Raw genomic sequence first — 14319 nt, 5'->3', positions numbered from 1 at the left:
CGGTCAGAGCGTGCGGCGCACGCCCGCCTGGCGTTCCAGGTTGCGGAGCTGGACGGCCAGGTCGCCTTCCACGGCGAGGTGGGCGGGGCCGCTGCGGCCGATGGGCAGGACCTGCTCGCTGCGCATGTCCTCAAGCATCAGGGCGAACGCCGTGTACATCGCGACGAGCGCCACGACGAGGCCGAGCGCACCGGACGTGCGCGTCAGCCATTCGGCGCCGGTGATGCCCGCGAGACCGGTGGCCGCCCAGCGGGGCAGGGAGACCGCGAGGACGAGCCACAGCGCGCGCTTGGGCCGGGTCACGGCCGTCATCAGGGCCCCGAAGCAGAGGAGCGCCAGGTTGAACACGCCGAGGACCTGAAGGCCGTCGGCCGCACCGCTGAGCATGATGAGCGAGTAGGGCAGCCAACTGCCGGCGAACACCGCCATCAGCGTCGCCGCGATCACGTCACGTGCGCCGAAGGCCAGGAAGCTCACCAGGAGTTGCAGGACGAAGGCCGGCAGCACGGTGAAGGCGACGGCGGCGCGGGCCGCCTCGTCGAACAGCCCGAGCTGGAGGCAGCCCGTCATCACGGAGGCGATGGCTATCGTGAAGAAGCCGAGCGGCATCGGTGAGGCGATGGGACGCAGGTTGATCCGTGTCATCGACCGGAGGTCCGGCTCGAAACGGCGTCCCGGGGGAACGTCCGGCGAGGTCGCCGGGGTGTCGCCGCCGTCGGCGGCGGGGGAGGCTGCGGACATCGGGTGGATCTCTCTCTCAGTGCTCGAAGCAGGGGTCGACGAAGGACGGCGTCGTCTCGGGAACGGAGCCGCGCGCGACGCGCCACCGGCGGTGCTGCTCGGACTCGGCGACGGCCTCGGCCACGGCCGACGCCTGGAGGGCACCGCTCTGGTAGCCGCCGAAGTGGGCCACCGGGCTCCACCCCGGGCTGACCGGCGGGACGGCCTCGTCGAGACCCTCGTACTCCGCGGTCGCCCAGACGATCCGGCCGCCGACGACGGTGAGCACGGACTCGATGCCGGGGATGACGTCCTCGGGCACGGTGAGGTAGTCGTCAGACAGGATCGCGAGGTCGCCGTAGCAGCCTTCTCGCAGGGTTCCCTTGAGGTCCTGCTCGCCGGTGAGCTGCGCTCCGCCACGGGTGTACAGACCGAGGGCGGTCTCCCGGTCGATCAGGTTCCCGGCCGGGTGGAGCGCGGTGCCGCCGACGGTGCGCCCGGTCACGAGCCAGTGGAGCGCGACCCACGGGTTGTACGAGGAGACGCGGGTGGCGTCGGTTCCGGCGGCGACGGTCAGGTCCCGGTCGAGCATGGCCCGCACCGGCGGGGCGTGGGCTGCGGCCTCGGCACCGTACCGGTCGAGGAACGCGGTGCCCTGGAAGGACATCCGGTTCTGTACGGAGACGGCGCCGCCGAGGGCGGCGATCCGGTCGAGGCTGTCGGTGGAGACGGTCTCGGCGTGGTCGAACAGCCAGCGGTTGCCGCCGGGGAAGAGCCCTTCGGCCGCGAGCTTCTCGAAGACGGCCAGGTCGCGGCGGATCGTCTCGTCGTACGTGGCGTGGAGCCGGAAGCCCCAGCCGTTCTCCAGCAGCAGCCGGACCGCCTTCTCGAACTCGGCCTCGTACCCGTCGGCAAGCGCGGGACGGGGCTCGGAGAAGTTCTCGAAGTCCGCGGCGGCCCAGGTCAGGTTCTCGCCCGCCCCGTTCAGCCGGAGCCACTCGTCCCCGTCCCCGGGCTTGACCGTCTCGGTCCACCGCTTCAGGTCGGCGAGCTCCTGTCCGGCCGTCTGCGGGAAGAGGTGGTAGGCGATCCGGAGGGTCAGCTCCCCCGACCGGGCGAGGTCGACGACCGTGGCGTAGTTGTCGGGGAAGTTCTGGAACCCGCCGGCGGCGTCGACCGCGGACGTCAGCCCGAAGCGGTTCAGCTCGCGCAGGAAGTGGCGCGTCGACGTCCGCTTGTCGGCCTCGTCGAGAGCCGGCGCCTTGGCCAGGGTCGAGTACAGGATGAGGGCGCTCGGCGCGGCGAGGAGGACGCCGTTGGGTTCGCCGTCCCGGCCCCGGACGATCTGCCCGCCGCGGGGATCCGGGGTGTCGCGCGTGAATCCGGCTGCCCGTACCGCTGCCCGGTTCATCAGGGCCGACTGGTACAGGTGCAGGACGAAGACGGGGGTGTCGGGTGCGGCGGCGTTCAGCTCGGCGACGGTCGGCATCCTGCGCTCGACGAACTGTTCGGCGGTCCAGCCGCCCACGACGCGGATCCACTGGCCCTTGGGGGTCCGGCCGGCCTGCTCGCGCAGCATGGCCAGGGCGTGGCGCAGACTGCGCACCCCGTCCCAGCGCAGCTCCAGTACGTAGTTCAGGCCGCCCCTGATGACGTGCAGGTGCGAGTCGTTGAGACCGGGGATCACCCTGCGACCGAGGGCGTCGACGACCTTGGTGCCCGGCCCGACGAGGTGGGCGAGCTCGTGGTCGTCGCCGAGGGCCGCGACGCGGCCGTCGCGGATCGCGACGGCGCGGGCCTCGGGGCGGTCGGCGTCACCGGTGAACACCTTCGCGTTGCGGACGAGGAGGTCGGCATGCTCGTGTTCCCGGCGCGGGGCGGGGACGAGACCCGCCACCGGCATGCTCGTCGACGGCCCGGTCATGCCAGGGCCTTGCGCAGGGTGTCGGTGGCGAGACCGATGGCGAGTTCCGCGGCCTGCGTCTCGCGCAGCGCGTTCAGCATCACGAAGTCGTGGATGGCCCCCTGGACGCGGAGCGCGGTCACCGGGACGCCGGCGGCCCGGAGCTTCGCCGCGTACGCCTCGCCCTCGTCGCGCAGGACGTCCGCCTCGGCCGTGATCACCAGGGCCGGCGGCAGGCCGGTGAGCTGCTCGGTGGAGGCGCGCAGCGGGGAGGCGGTGATCTGGGCGCGCTCGGCGTCGTCGGTCGTGTACTGGTCCCAGAACCACGTCATGGCGTCGCGCCGCAGGAAGTAGCCCTCGGCGAACAGGTGGTACGAGTCGGTGTCGAAGCTCGCGTCCGTGACCGGGTAGAAGAGCACCTGCTGGACGAGCGTCACGTCGCCGCGCTGCTTGGCCATGAGGGTGAGGGCGGCGCTCATGTTGCCACCGACCGAGTCGCCCGCGACGGCGATCCGAGTGCCGTCGAGGTCCTTGTGGTGGCCCTCGCGGGCGACCCACTGGGCGACGCTGTAGTTCTGCTCGATCGCGACGGGGTAGCGGGCCTCGGGAGAGAGGTCGTACTCGGGGAAGACGACGGCCGCCCCGGTGCCGACGGCGAGTTCGCGGACGAGCCGGTCGTGGGTGTGGGCATTGCCGAAGACCCAGCCCGCGCCGTGGATGTAGAGGATGACGGGCAGCGGACCGATGGCGCCGCGGGGGCGGACGATCCGGGCGCGGACGTCGGCGGTCGGACCGCCGTGGACGGTGACCCACTCCTCGTCGACGTCGGGCAGGGGAACACCCTCGCCGCTCTGCACGTCGTCCACGGCCTTGCGACCGTCCGCGACGGGGATCTGGTAGAGGAACGGCGGCTGGGCGGTGGCGTCGGCGAACGCCCGGGCGGCGGGTTCGAGGATCGGACGGTTCTTCATGAGGGGTTCTCCTTCGGGGACGTACGGGAGGGGCGGGTCGAAGGCTCAGCGGGTCGCCCGTGCGGCGTCGAGGATCACGTCGGCTACCACGGCCGGACGGGAGACGGCCACGGCGTGCGACGCGTCCACTTCGGTGACGTGCGAGCGGGCGCGCCGGGCCATCCACCGTTCGGCGGCCGGCGGGATGTTCTTGTCGGCGGTGGCGATCAGAGCCCAGGACGGGATCGTCTTCCAGGCCGCTTCCCCGGCCTTCTCCTCCAGCGCGGCGGTGGCGACCGGGCGCTGGGTCGCGGCCATGACGGCCGCGTCGGCGGCGGGAACATCGGCGGCGAACTGCCGGTGGTACCGGGCCCGTTCGATGACGAGTTCGGTGCCGGTGCCACCGCCGGGCAGCGGATACGACCGCGGGTTCACCGTGTCGCCGAGGGTGGAGCCGGGGAACTTGGCGGCGAGCTCGGCCGCGCTTTCGCCCTCGTCGGGGGTGAACGCGGCGACGTAGACGAGGGCCTTCACACGGCTGTCGCCCACGGCGGCGCCACTGATGACGGCGCCTCCGTAGGAGTGGCCGACCAGGACGACGGGTCCATCGACGGCGGCCAGCACGCTGCGCAGGTAGGCGGTGTCCGCGGCGAGACCGCGCAGCGGGTTGGCGGGGGCCATGACGGGGTAGCCGGCGCCCTGCAGCCGTCTGATCGTGCCGCCCCAGCCGGAGGCGTCGGCGAACGCCCCGTGGACCAGGACGATCGTGGGCTTGGGACCGTGCCGGTCGGTGCCGGCGGCGGCCGGGCCGCTCGCGGGTCGTACGGGTGCGGCGGGTGCGGCGCCCAGCAGGGAGGCCACCGTGGCCGGCAGGGCGAGGGCGAGGGCGAGGGCGCGCCTCGTGGGATGCATGGGGTTTCCTTGTCGGGTGGTGAAGCGTCGGGTGTGTGCGGTCGGGCGGGAGGGTGCGCCGATGGAGCCGGCGGGTGCGCCGGTCGGGCGGGGCCTCGCCTCAGAGGCCGTACGCCTCCAGGAGCCGTAGCCAGACCTCGCTCACCGTCGGGAAGGCGGGCACGGCGTGCCAGAGGCGTTCCAGGGGGACCTCGCCCACGATGGCGACGGTGGCCGTGTGGATGAGCTCGGTCGCCATCGCGCCGGTGAGCGTGCAGCCGACGACGACTCCTCGGGTCTCGTCGACGACGAGCTTGGCGAGGCCGCGGTAGTCGTCCGCGTGGAGCGCGGCCCCGGCGAGGTCGTCGATGCGGTACTCCACCGTGCGCACCGCGAGACCCGATTCGCGTGCCGCGCGTTCCGTGAGACCGACGCTCGCGACCTCGGGACGGGTGAAGACGGCCTGTGGGACGGCGAAATGGTCGGCTTCCGCGCTCCACGGCTGTGTGCCGCCGGTATCGGCCGGGCGCCCAGCGGCTCGCTCGGCGATGGCCGCCGCGCAGGCACGGGCCTGGTACTTGGCCATGTGGGTCAGCGGCGCGCGGTGGTTCACGTCGCCGACGGCATAGAGCCATTCACCCTCGACCGCGGTGACCCGGCACGTGTCGTCGACCGGGAGCCAGTCGCCTGCCGGCAGTCCGACGGAGTCCAGGCCGAGGTCCTCGGTGCGCGGGCGCCTGCCGACGGCGGCGAGGACTTCGTCGCAGACGAGGGTGGTGCCGTCGTCGGTGTCCACGGTCACCGTGCGGGTGTCGTCACGGGCGACCCGGACGGCCGACACCCCGAAGCGGATGGTGACGCCCAGATCGCTCAGACCCCGGGTGACCTCTTCGCCGGCACACGGCTCCCAGCCGGTCAGCAGGGCCTGGTCTCGGACGAGCAGGGTGACGGAGGAGCCGAGCGAGCGCCACGCGGTGGCCATCTCGCAGGCCACCACTCCCCCGCCGATGACGACGAGCCGAGCGGGTACCGCGTCGGCCGTGGTGGCCTGCCTGTTGGTCCACACGCCGATCCGGTCGAGCCCCTCGATCGGCGGCAGCACGGCCCCCGTGCCGGTGCAGACCACGACCGCGCGCCGGGCCCGCAGGGTACGGACCGTGCCGTCGGCCCCGGTCACCTCCACCCGGCGCTCACCGGCGAGCCGTCCGTGCCCCCGTACGAGCGCGATGCCCGCACCGTCGAGCCAGTCGGCCTGGCCGGTGTCGTCGCCGCGCCCGGTGAAGCGGTCACGGCGGGCCAGGACGCGCGCCGGGTCGAGTGCCGCCGTGACCGCCTGCCGGGCCCCGTCGACCGAGCGGGCCGCCGCCCGGGCGGCGCCGGGTCGTAGCAGGGCCTTGCTCGGCACGCAGGCGCGGTAGGAGCACTCGCCGCCGACCGCCTCGGCCTCGACGACGACGGCGGTCAGCCCCGACCGGACGGTCCGGTCGGCGACGACCTCGCCGGCCGGACCGCCGCCGACCACGACGACGTCGTACGTGTCCATCAGCCGTGCACCAGAGGGGTGTCCACGAGGTGCTCGGCCAGGAACCACACCTGCGCCTCGCCGGTACGGACGGCATCGGAGACGAGCAGGTCGGCGCTGCCCTCGTCGCCCTCCCCGGAGAGCCGGGCGGCGGCGTCCCGCGCGTCGATCAGGATCCGCTCGTGCGCGTCCAGGAGCCGCGACAGCATCACGGGCACCGGCTCGACGCCGTCCGGCGGACGGGGGATCGACGTCAGCTCCGCGACGTGGCGCGGGTCCCCGACGGCGACGCCACCGAGGCTCTGGACGCGCTCGGCCAGCGCGTCCACGATGGCCAATTGGGCCTCCGCGTGCTTGTCCAGCATGAGATGGAGCGAGTAGAAGGTGGCCCCGCGCATGAGCCAGTGGTGCTTCTTGTAGAGGGAGTAGAGGATCTGCGTGTCGGCGAGCACGCGGTTCAGCCGCTGGCAGGCGTACATGCGGGTGTCGTGGCCGAGGCCGATCGGCAACTGCTTGAGCGTGCCGAACGCCTGGGTCTCGGCGCCCTTCTGGTGCAGCAGCGGCTGGCCGCCGCCGGGCGGGGGCGTGGGGGTGTCCATCGAGTGCTCCTGTGAGGGAAAGAGGGTGGGAAGGGCCCGGCCGCCCGGTCGGGGGGTACGCGGGCGGCCGGACCCGGTCCGTGCGGCTCGCGCTCAGCGCTCGGCGATCGCCGGGGCGGGGGGCCGGTACAGGACGAGCCGGGTGAGGAGTCCACTGCCGAGTCCGGCCACGAGCGCGAGGGCGGCCCACCACAGCGGGTACGGCGTGAGGCCGAGGGACGCGTCGAGGGACCAGGCGCCGGGGCCGGTGGCGGCGAGGGCGGCGGCGGTGCTGATGAGGACGAGCGGGTACTCGTATCCGTCGTTCTGCACCCAGAGCCCGTGGCGCCATTTCACGGTGAGCGCGACCGTCATGACCCCGATGGTCCCGGTCGCGGCGAGCGGGGTCAGGAGGCCGGCGGCGAGCAGCAGGCCCGATCCGATCTGGCCGCCGCCCGCCGCGAGGGCGGTGAAGGCACCGCCGCGGAAACCGTCGGCGCGGAACTCTTCGGTACCGCCGTCGAGTCCCTTGCCGCCCAGGTGTGAACTGACCTTCTGCACACCGTGGCCGGCGACGAGCAGTCCCACCAGCAGACGCAGGATCAGAATGCCGGTGTCCACAGGGGTCAGCCGGCCGCGTGCGCGCCGATGACGCTCTGCGCGTACACGACACCCAGGCCGTACGCGCCCGCGTGGGCCTTGACGATCTCCATGACCGCGCCGTACGTCTCCTGACGCGCCCAGTCGCGCTGCAGCTCCAAGAGGACCTGGACCCAGGTCACCGGGACGGCGCCGGCGGCGATCATCCGCTGCAGCGCGTGCTCGTGGGCGGCCGGGCTGACGCCACCGGAGGCGTCGGTCACGATGTACACCTCGTAACCCTGCTCCAGCGCCGAGAGCGCGGGCAGCACCAGGCAGACCTCGGTCCACAGACCCGACAGAATGATCTTCTTACGCCCGGTCGCCTTGACCGCCGCGACGAGCGCCTCGTCCTCCCAGGCGTTCATGGTGGTGCGGTCGATGACCTCGTTCTTGGGGAACACCTCGGCGAGCTGCGGCAGCAGGGGCCCGGAGAACGACTCGGCGGCCACCGTGGTCAGAACGGTCGGCACGTCGAAGGCCTGAGCCGCCTTGGCGAGGCCCACGGTGCTGTTGATGATCGCGGCACGGTCGCCGCTGCCGGTACCGAAGAACATCTGAGGCTGGTGGTCCACGAAGAGCATGACCGCGTTGTCGGGCGTGAGCAGGTCCTTGCTCGGAGCGGCCTGCACCTTGTTGATGTCGAACATGAGGGGTCCTTTCGAAGCAATCGGTAACGTGCCCGCCACCTCCGGGGCTCGGCACTTCTTCAAGCTACGAGCGATCCGACCGACCGCATTGACCTCCAGCGCCCAGGAGTTGGCACGACAGCGCACAACCGGTCAAGGACGAGAGCCGCGCAGTGTCACCGGCGCGAACGTGCAAGGTCGCGACGCCGGCACCCCACCGACACCGGCGAGGCGGCCGCGGCCTCCATCTCGTCGACCGGTTCGCCGACAGCCGGGGCACCTGCCACCTACCCCGGGACCCCGGGGCAAGACGATCTGGACCGAGCAGCATCTGCCATGGCCCGCCCCACACCCACCCCGAGACCAACAGAGGGCCGCCCTCACCAGCGGAAACGCCGCCGGGCACGGGCTGCCACTGTGGCCTACGCCGGGGCGGCGAAGAGCATGGCGCGCGGGGCCGGCGGAACCGGGTAACGTCTTTGTCATGTTCTTCCAAACGCCGATTTACGAGTGAGAGCGTGACGGGCCCCTGCTGACGTCCTTCGACGTCGCCGCGCCCCGTCCCCCACCGATGAATCCGTAGATCACTTCACATCACCACCGGGAGAACCCGTGACCGACAGCAAGAACATCAACAACCCCGTGGGCCAGGGCGGCGGCCAGCGGAAGAAGCTGTCCCGAGCCGAACGACAGAACAACGGTCCGCACCGCAACCGCGACCGCCAGAGTGCCGCCGACCAGAAGGCAGAGCTGGTGCGCAAGATGCGCGAGAAAGCACGCGCAGCTGAGAACGCCGGACAGGCGAGCGACGACACCGCAGAAAGCTGACGCACCCCCGCCGCAGGGCGGCACCGCACGGGGCAGGGCCCGGACCGCGACGCACGGTCCGGGCCCTGCCGCCGTATCGGGGCTCCGCTGCCGTACCGGGCGCTGCCGGTCCCGCTCAGCCCCCCGCCCCGCGTCTCGCCGACCGCCCGGGGCAGCTAGGTGTTGCGGCTACAGGCTTTTGACCATGCGGGCTTCCAGGAGGTTGGTCAGCAGGGCCTGGGCCGCGGTGGGTCCGATGCGGGTGGCCAGATCGGCCTCCGAGAAGCTCTCGCCCCCGAGGTACGGCCGCAGCACGAGGGCTGCGGCTTCCGGAACGACGATGCGTTCCTTCGCGATGATGTGGGTGCACACGATCTCGCCACCCATGTCGATCACGTCGAGGTCTTCGACGGCCAGCCGCATGAAGGCGGCGCCTCGGACATCCACCGCCAAGGGGGCGTCCGCGTCCCCCTCGCCCGCCTGCGAGGCCACGTTGATCCGGCGTGCGAAGGCGCGGAAGCGCGCGTACACGTCGGCTCGCTCCTGCGTCGTCATCGCCGGGTCGATGCTCGACATGTGGTTCAACGAGTACTGCGCCTGGCTGTCCGCCGGGACGTCGGCCACGGGTATCAGGCCGAATCGTCCGGGGGTGCGTCCGATGTTGGAGGATCTCGTCGGCTCGAAGGGAAAGACGGCGACGAAGTCGAGGGTGTCCGCCAGTGCTTCCACGTCAGCGAGGGAGTCGAGGGCCTCCTGGTAGGTGGTGCTGGGCAGATCGGGAATGAGGTTGACGCTCAGCTTCATGCCGGCCTCGCGCGCTTCGCGCAGGAATCGCTGGTTCTCCTCGCGGTCGGCGGATTTGTGCACCAGGTTCAGCACCCGGGTGGTCATCGCCTCCATTCCGATCACCAAGTAGCGGCAACCGGCCCGCACCATCAGTTCCAGCAGCTCCCGGTCGAATCTGCGGTCGACCATGGCGAAGGAATCCCAGGTGATGTCGATGCCCCGATCGATGATCAGCTGGCTCACGCGGCGGGCGAAGGCCGGAGGAATGGACTCGGTGATGAAGGTGAACTGACGGCTCCCGTAGCGGGACATGAGCTCTTCGATGTCGGCGACGACCGCCTCGGGACGGCGGCCACGATAGGGAGGGCTTCCGTCGTACAGTTCCACGAAGTCACAATAATCGCACTTCCCCCAGTAGCACCCGCGCGCCTGGGTGACACTGAGTTTCGGCGTCGCGAGCTTTGCGATGTCCCGCGACGGATAGTCCGGGGTGGGGAGTGAATTCAGAGCCGGTCCCGCAGTCGGCGGAACATGGCGGGTAACTCCGTCGACGAGGGCGGACACGCCCGGAACCCGACCGGGATCCCATTCGTCGGCGCGTACTTGCCTGGCCAGTCCCAGCAGGGGGAACTCTCCGTCGAACCGCACCACGGCGTCGACGGCCCTGTGGTTGCGCAGGAGCTCGTCCAGCTCGGGCGGGTCCATCAGGCTGAAGGCCGGACCGCCGAGGACGATCCTCGCATCGGGCCTGGCGGTCTTGAACGTTTGCGCCAGGAGGAGCGCCGGCACGAGTTGCGGCCCCATGGGGACGGAGATGCCGACCAGCTTCACGGAGTCCGGTACCGCGTTCTCGCAGTCCGCCCACTGGATGAAGGCCGCGTGGGCGTCGAGCGGGTGCACGGCCCGGCGCCGGGCCGTGAAGCCGGCCAACGCGTCCGCGTCGGGGTCGATCAGGAACGGGTGCGCCAACTCCTCGACCACGTACCCCACCTGCGTCTCCCTGCCGAAGAGGTACGCGCCGTGGGCATCGGTCAGTCGATCGCGCTCGCGGTGCGCCCATCGCGCGCAGCCGGCGACGAGGGACTCCACGGGGACGCCGGGCACCTGGCCCGTCGCCAGGCGGGAGAGGCAGTCGTCGGTGAGCAGGTATTCGGCGAACTCCGTGTTCAGGTCACGTTGGACCGCGGAGATGCCGTGTTTCTTCAACCAGGCGGCGAGGACGGCGGTGGAGGGATAGAAGCTGCCGAAACTTGATTCGACCAGCGGGGGAAAGACAAGTAATACCTCGGGCTCATGTGTCATTGCATGAAGCGACACCACGCCTCCACTCCGGTCGGCTCGTCAGAATTCTTGACGGAGACCGAGCAGGCGTGCACCACACGTGGAGCACGCCTGCCGTCGCCCCCGGCTTCACATCACATGGCCATCAGGCTTTGTACTTGTGCACGAGTGCCAGGCTCTCGTCCAGCGACTCCCGACGGAACGCAAAGTCTTCCGGATCGGGAGCTTCCCCTTCTACGATTTCCCTTATGACCGGGTCAATCAGACCCGCGGCACCATTTCCCATTACTCGGCCCTTCCTTCCGGTTCGGTGGTGCGAATCAATTTCGGCCGCCATCGTCCCCCAGCCCGAGCAAGGGCGTCAAGAGCCCGGCGACCACGCCACGAGAAGTTCGAGCGGACCCTGGACCGAATATCCCGTCTTGAAAGAAATACTCTCGACAGGCACCGCGAGCCGGAGTTCCGAGAATCGGTTCAGCAGAGCCGTCAGTGCGATCTCCATCTCCGCCCTCGCCAAATTCTGTCCCAGACACTGGTGCATTCCGTAGCCGAAGGCGCCGTGATGACGTGTCGGGCGGTTCCAGCGAAGGACGTCCGGATCGTCGAAAACGGCATCGTCGCGGTTCATGGCCGAGTTGGAGAAGATGACCCCTTCCCCCGCCCGGATCACGTGCGACGGGGTTTCGATGTCCTGCGTGGCAACACGCAGCATCCCGTCCGCCACGGACAGGAAGCGGAGCAGCTCGTCCACGGCCGCGGGCAGGAGTTCGGGCCTTTCACGCAACTCCGCCATCCGCTCGGGATGCCGGAGCAGTGTGAAGATTCCCAAAGAGATCATGTCCGCGGTGGTCTCGTGGCCGGCGACCAGCAGGATCGTCGCGATGGCGATCAGCTCGTCCCGCTCCAGGGCCCCCCCGAGCAGGTGCTGCTGGATGAGGTCGTCGAGCAGCCCGTCGCCGGGGGCGCTCCGTTTCCGGTCGATCAGTTCGCCGAAGTGGTTCTCCAACCGAGTGCGGCCGTCGGCCCTGTCCGTGTCGGCCGGGCCGCGCAGCAGGCGCCGGGACTGCCGCTCCAGAAAGCCGTGGTCGGCATCCGGGACCCCCAGCAGCCCACAGATCACGATCGAGGTCACGGGCAGCGCAAACTCGGTGACGAGGTCCGCGCCGGGCCCCTTCTCCACCATCGCGTCCACGTGCCGGTCCACGATCTGCCTGATCCTCGGCCGCAGCGATGCCACGCGCCGGTGCGTGAAGCCGGCGACCAGCATCCGGCGCTGAGCGGCGTGCTCGGAGCCGTCGACCCCGATGAGCGGAGCGTCGCGCCTGCCGCTGCCCGCGAACTCTGCACTGGGGAAGGGGAACGAACCGAACCGGCGATTCACCGAGAGCCGTGCGTCGCCGAGCAGGCGCCGTCCCAGGTCGAGCCCGCTCACGAGCCAGGCCGAGCTGCCGTCATAGAGGGTGACGCGGGCCATCGGACCTCGCCCGTCCTGCGTCCGGTAGCCGGCGGGCGGGTGGTAGGGACAGCTGCGGTCCTGGGGGAAGCCGGCACTCGTGCTCGTGCCCGCGGTCACCGGTCGTCCCGGCTCAGCACGCGGGCCTCGAAGAGCTCACCGTAGACGGGTACGGGAAGCGGGATCCCGCCGGTGGCCAGGGTCCGGGCCCCCTGTTCCCGCCAGGACGCCTCGTCGTGCTCCACCGCGGGCCAGTGCAGTCTCAGCTCTCCCGTTCCGCCGTCGCCCGCGGCCGGGAGCCGGACCTCCAGCGGTCGCCAGGTCCGGGGGCTGGCGTCGACCACGGCCAGCACGTGCCCCTCGTACTCCAGCGTGCCCGGTACGGCGTCGACGGCCGCGGACGGCGTACGGTACGTGAGCAGCAGCCGCGAGCCCGCCTTTCGGGCACCGTCGAGCCGTGCACGGAACACGGGGACCGCCGAGCGGTGGTACGCCGCCTCCCGACCGTTCACGATCCGCGGTGCGCTGTCGAGGCGCCCCGCGAGGAGATCTCCCGCATGGGCGGGCAGGGGTGCGGGGCGGCCGAGAACGCGGGCGAGTTCCGAGGGCAGCACGGTCCGGGCGAGCGTGCCGAAGTCTCGCAGGGCCACCGGATTCAGGTACCGCTCGGCATGGGGCAGAGCGCAGAGCCGGTCGTACTCGGGCGTGAGCCAGGCGGGCACGCCCTTGGCCAGCAGGCCGAGCAGGTCGGACAGATCGGCGACGACCGCCGGGTCCTCCGTGAGGGCCGTGTCGAGCTGCCGCGCCACCACTTCGGCGGGCTGGCCCAGCCAGGCACCGTGGATCGCTGCCAGGAGGTGGCCTACGGAGCGCACCCGTGCGTCACCGGTCCCGTGCGGCCCGCCGGAGCGCGCGTTCCCTTCGGGATCGAGCCGACGGGCGACCGCCCGCATGGCACGCTCCGTGCCCTGAGGGCTGAGATGGCAGTAGTCGAGGAAGCAGGCGGGGTCGGGCAGGCCGGTCGCCGGATCGGCCAGCTCGGTCCGCAGATCGACCAGCGCGTGCCCGCCCCTGTCCGCGAAGGCGCTCAGTTCGGCCTGGATCAGCGCCGTGATGCGGGGGGTGTGCGCGACGAGCATTCCGGTGACCGAATCGCGCGCCTCCTCCAGGGCGGTTCTGGCCCGCTCCGGGTCGCCCAGCTGCAGGTGGGCGGCGGCCAGCGCCCTTCCCGGCACGGAGCTGGTGCCGCCGTCCAGTGCGGCCATCCGCTCCGCCGCGCGCACCACGTCGGTCCATCGTCCCGCCCCCTGGGCCGCTTCCATGCGCAGGCGCAGCCGGGCCCACTCGTCGGCCCGCTCGGGGGGCAGCAGCGCCGTTTCCCACGAGGGGTCCGCCTGCCACTCGCACAGGTTGAACTCCGGTATCACCACGACGACGTCCAAGCCCGGACCTTCGTGCGCCATCCGCTCCACCCGGCGCAGCAGCGCTCTCACGCGCGGCAGGACGATGCGCCGGGTGAAGGTGTCCCGCATCCCGGCGAGACCGCGCAGCCGCAGGCTCTCGGCGAGCCGGTCGTGGTCGGCGACCGTCAGGTTCTGCAGGGACCAGTTGTTGCCCGCGAACAGGACCAGCGCGTCCGCATCGAGGTGCGGCAGGCTCGCGACGACGGCCGCGAGGTCGGTGATCGAGGCGCCGGTCCGGGCGAGGTCCACGACCTGCACCGGCCGTGTCGCGCCCGCCAGTTCGTCCCGCAGTGCATCGGCCGGCGTCAGGCCGGGATCGAGGAGGAAGCCCCTGGCTGCGGACTCCCCGGCGAGAACGACCCTGCGGGCCGCGGCCTTCCCCGGGACGTGTGGCACGTCCGCCCAGTACCGGGCGGTCTCCCCGTCGACGTCACGCCGGTGCAGTTCCACGCCGTCGGGCCCCGGGCGCAGGTCCCAGACGCCCACGGAAGCCGACGCGGGTGCCGGCGCCGCGCCGGGCACCGGGGCCTGCGGCTCGCGTGGCCGGCGGCGGGCGGCCTTTTGCAGTTCGGCGAGGGTTTCCGCGCCCCGCGCGTCCGACAGGAGGGCGGCCAGCCTGTCCGCCCGGGCGATGTCGTCGGTGTGCCTGGTCACGAGATTGCTCATCCCTTCGTCGGTCTGTGTGGGAAGGCCACGA

12 protein-coding genes are annotated in these 14319 nt (G+C 71.5%); 1 reads left to right on the top strand and 11 read right to left on the bottom strand.

Annotated features, from left to right (window positions below):
• Positions 1-3 precede the first annotated feature (3 nt).
• The 8 genes from OHA65_RS30025 to OHA65_RS29990 all read right to left on the bottom strand — a co-directional run bounded on the left by OHA65_RS30025 (position 4) and on the right by OHA65_RS29990 (position 7853).
• Positions 4-741, bottom strand: coding sequence for a GPR1/FUN34/YaaH family transporter (locus tag OHA65_RS30025; protein WP_405762763.1), 738 nt, complete (start codon positions 739-741; stop codon positions 4-6).
• A gap of 16 nt (positions 742-757) precedes the next feature.
• Positions 758-2644, bottom strand: coding sequence for an amidohydrolase (locus OHA65_RS30020; RefSeq protein ID WP_405762761.1), 1887 nt, complete (start codon positions 2642-2644; stop codon positions 758-760).
• Positions 2641-3594 carry an alpha/beta hydrolase gene (locus tag OHA65_RS30015; protein WP_327279307.1) on the bottom strand — a complete coding sequence of 318 codons (954 nt, stop codon included), beginning with the start codon at positions 3592-3594 and terminating at the stop codon, positions 2641-2643. Before OHA65_RS30015 ends, OHA65_RS30020 begins: the two co-directional genes overlap by 4 nt.
• Positions 3595-3639: 45 nt before the next feature.
• On the bottom strand, positions 3640-4485 hold the full coding sequence (locus tag OHA65_RS30010) for an alpha/beta fold hydrolase (RefSeq protein ID WP_405762758.1): 846 nt from the start codon (positions 4483-4485) through the stop codon (positions 3640-3642).
• 100 nt (positions 4486-4585) lie between these two features.
• Positions 4586-6007 (bottom strand): NAD(P)/FAD-dependent oxidoreductase, encoded by a 1422-nt coding sequence (locus OHA65_RS30005; RefSeq protein WP_327279305.1) that lies wholly within the window; start codon positions 6005-6007, stop codon positions 4586-4588.
• Complete coding sequence (locus OHA65_RS30000; protein ID WP_327279304.1) at positions 6007-6585, bottom strand: DNA starvation/stationary phase protection protein; 579 nt, start codon at positions 6583-6585, stop codon at positions 6007-6009. Before OHA65_RS30000 ends, OHA65_RS30005 begins: the two co-directional genes overlap by 1 nt.
• Positions 6586-6678: 93 nt before the next feature.
• Positions 6679-7185 carry a DoxX family protein gene (locus OHA65_RS29995; protein ID WP_327279303.1) on the bottom strand — a complete coding sequence of 169 codons (507 nt, stop codon included), beginning with the start codon at positions 7183-7185 and terminating at the stop codon, positions 6679-6681.
• 5 nt (positions 7186-7190) lie between these two features.
• Positions 7191-7853: a hydrolase gene (locus tag OHA65_RS29990; protein ID WP_327279302.1), complete on the bottom strand. Its 663-nt coding sequence runs from the start codon at positions 7851-7853 to the stop codon at positions 7191-7193.
• Positions 7854-8444: 591 nt separating this feature from the next.
• Between OHA65_RS29990 and OHA65_RS29985 the strand changes: the two genes are divergently transcribed.
• Positions 8445-8660, top strand: a complete 216-nt coding sequence (locus tag OHA65_RS29985) for a DUF6243 family protein (RefSeq protein WP_327279301.1) — start codon at positions 8445-8447, stop codon at positions 8658-8660.
• Between the two features lie 168 nt (positions 8661-8828).
• On the opposite strand, the gene OHA65_RS29980 is transcribed toward OHA65_RS29985, so the two are convergent.
• The 3 genes from OHA65_RS29980 to OHA65_RS29970 all read right to left on the bottom strand — a co-directional run bounded on the left by OHA65_RS29980 (position 8829) and on the right by OHA65_RS29970 (position 14276).
• Complete coding sequence (locus OHA65_RS29980; protein ID WP_329314997.1) at positions 8829-10727, bottom strand: radical SAM protein; 1899 nt, start codon at positions 10725-10727, stop codon at positions 8829-8831.
• Between the two features lie 340 nt (positions 10728-11067).
• Positions 11068-12180, bottom strand: a complete 1113-nt coding sequence (locus tag OHA65_RS29975) for a cytochrome P450 (protein WP_327279299.1) — start codon at positions 12178-12180, stop codon at positions 11068-11070.
• A 95-nt stretch (positions 12181-12275) separates the two neighbouring features.
• Positions 12276-14276: a hypothetical protein gene (locus OHA65_RS29970; RefSeq protein WP_371645213.1), complete on the bottom strand. Its 2001-nt coding sequence runs from the start codon at positions 14274-14276 to the stop codon at positions 12276-12278.
• Between the last annotated feature and the right edge of the window lie 43 nt (positions 14277-14319).

It is taken from the genome of Streptomyces sp. NBC_00045 (assembly GCF_045041095.1).
GTDB lineage: Bacteria > Actinomycetota > Actinomycetes > Streptomycetales > Streptomycetaceae > Streptomyces.
Note: the sequence above shows the minus strand (reverse complement) of the source record. Positions and strands in the feature narration are given on the sequence as shown.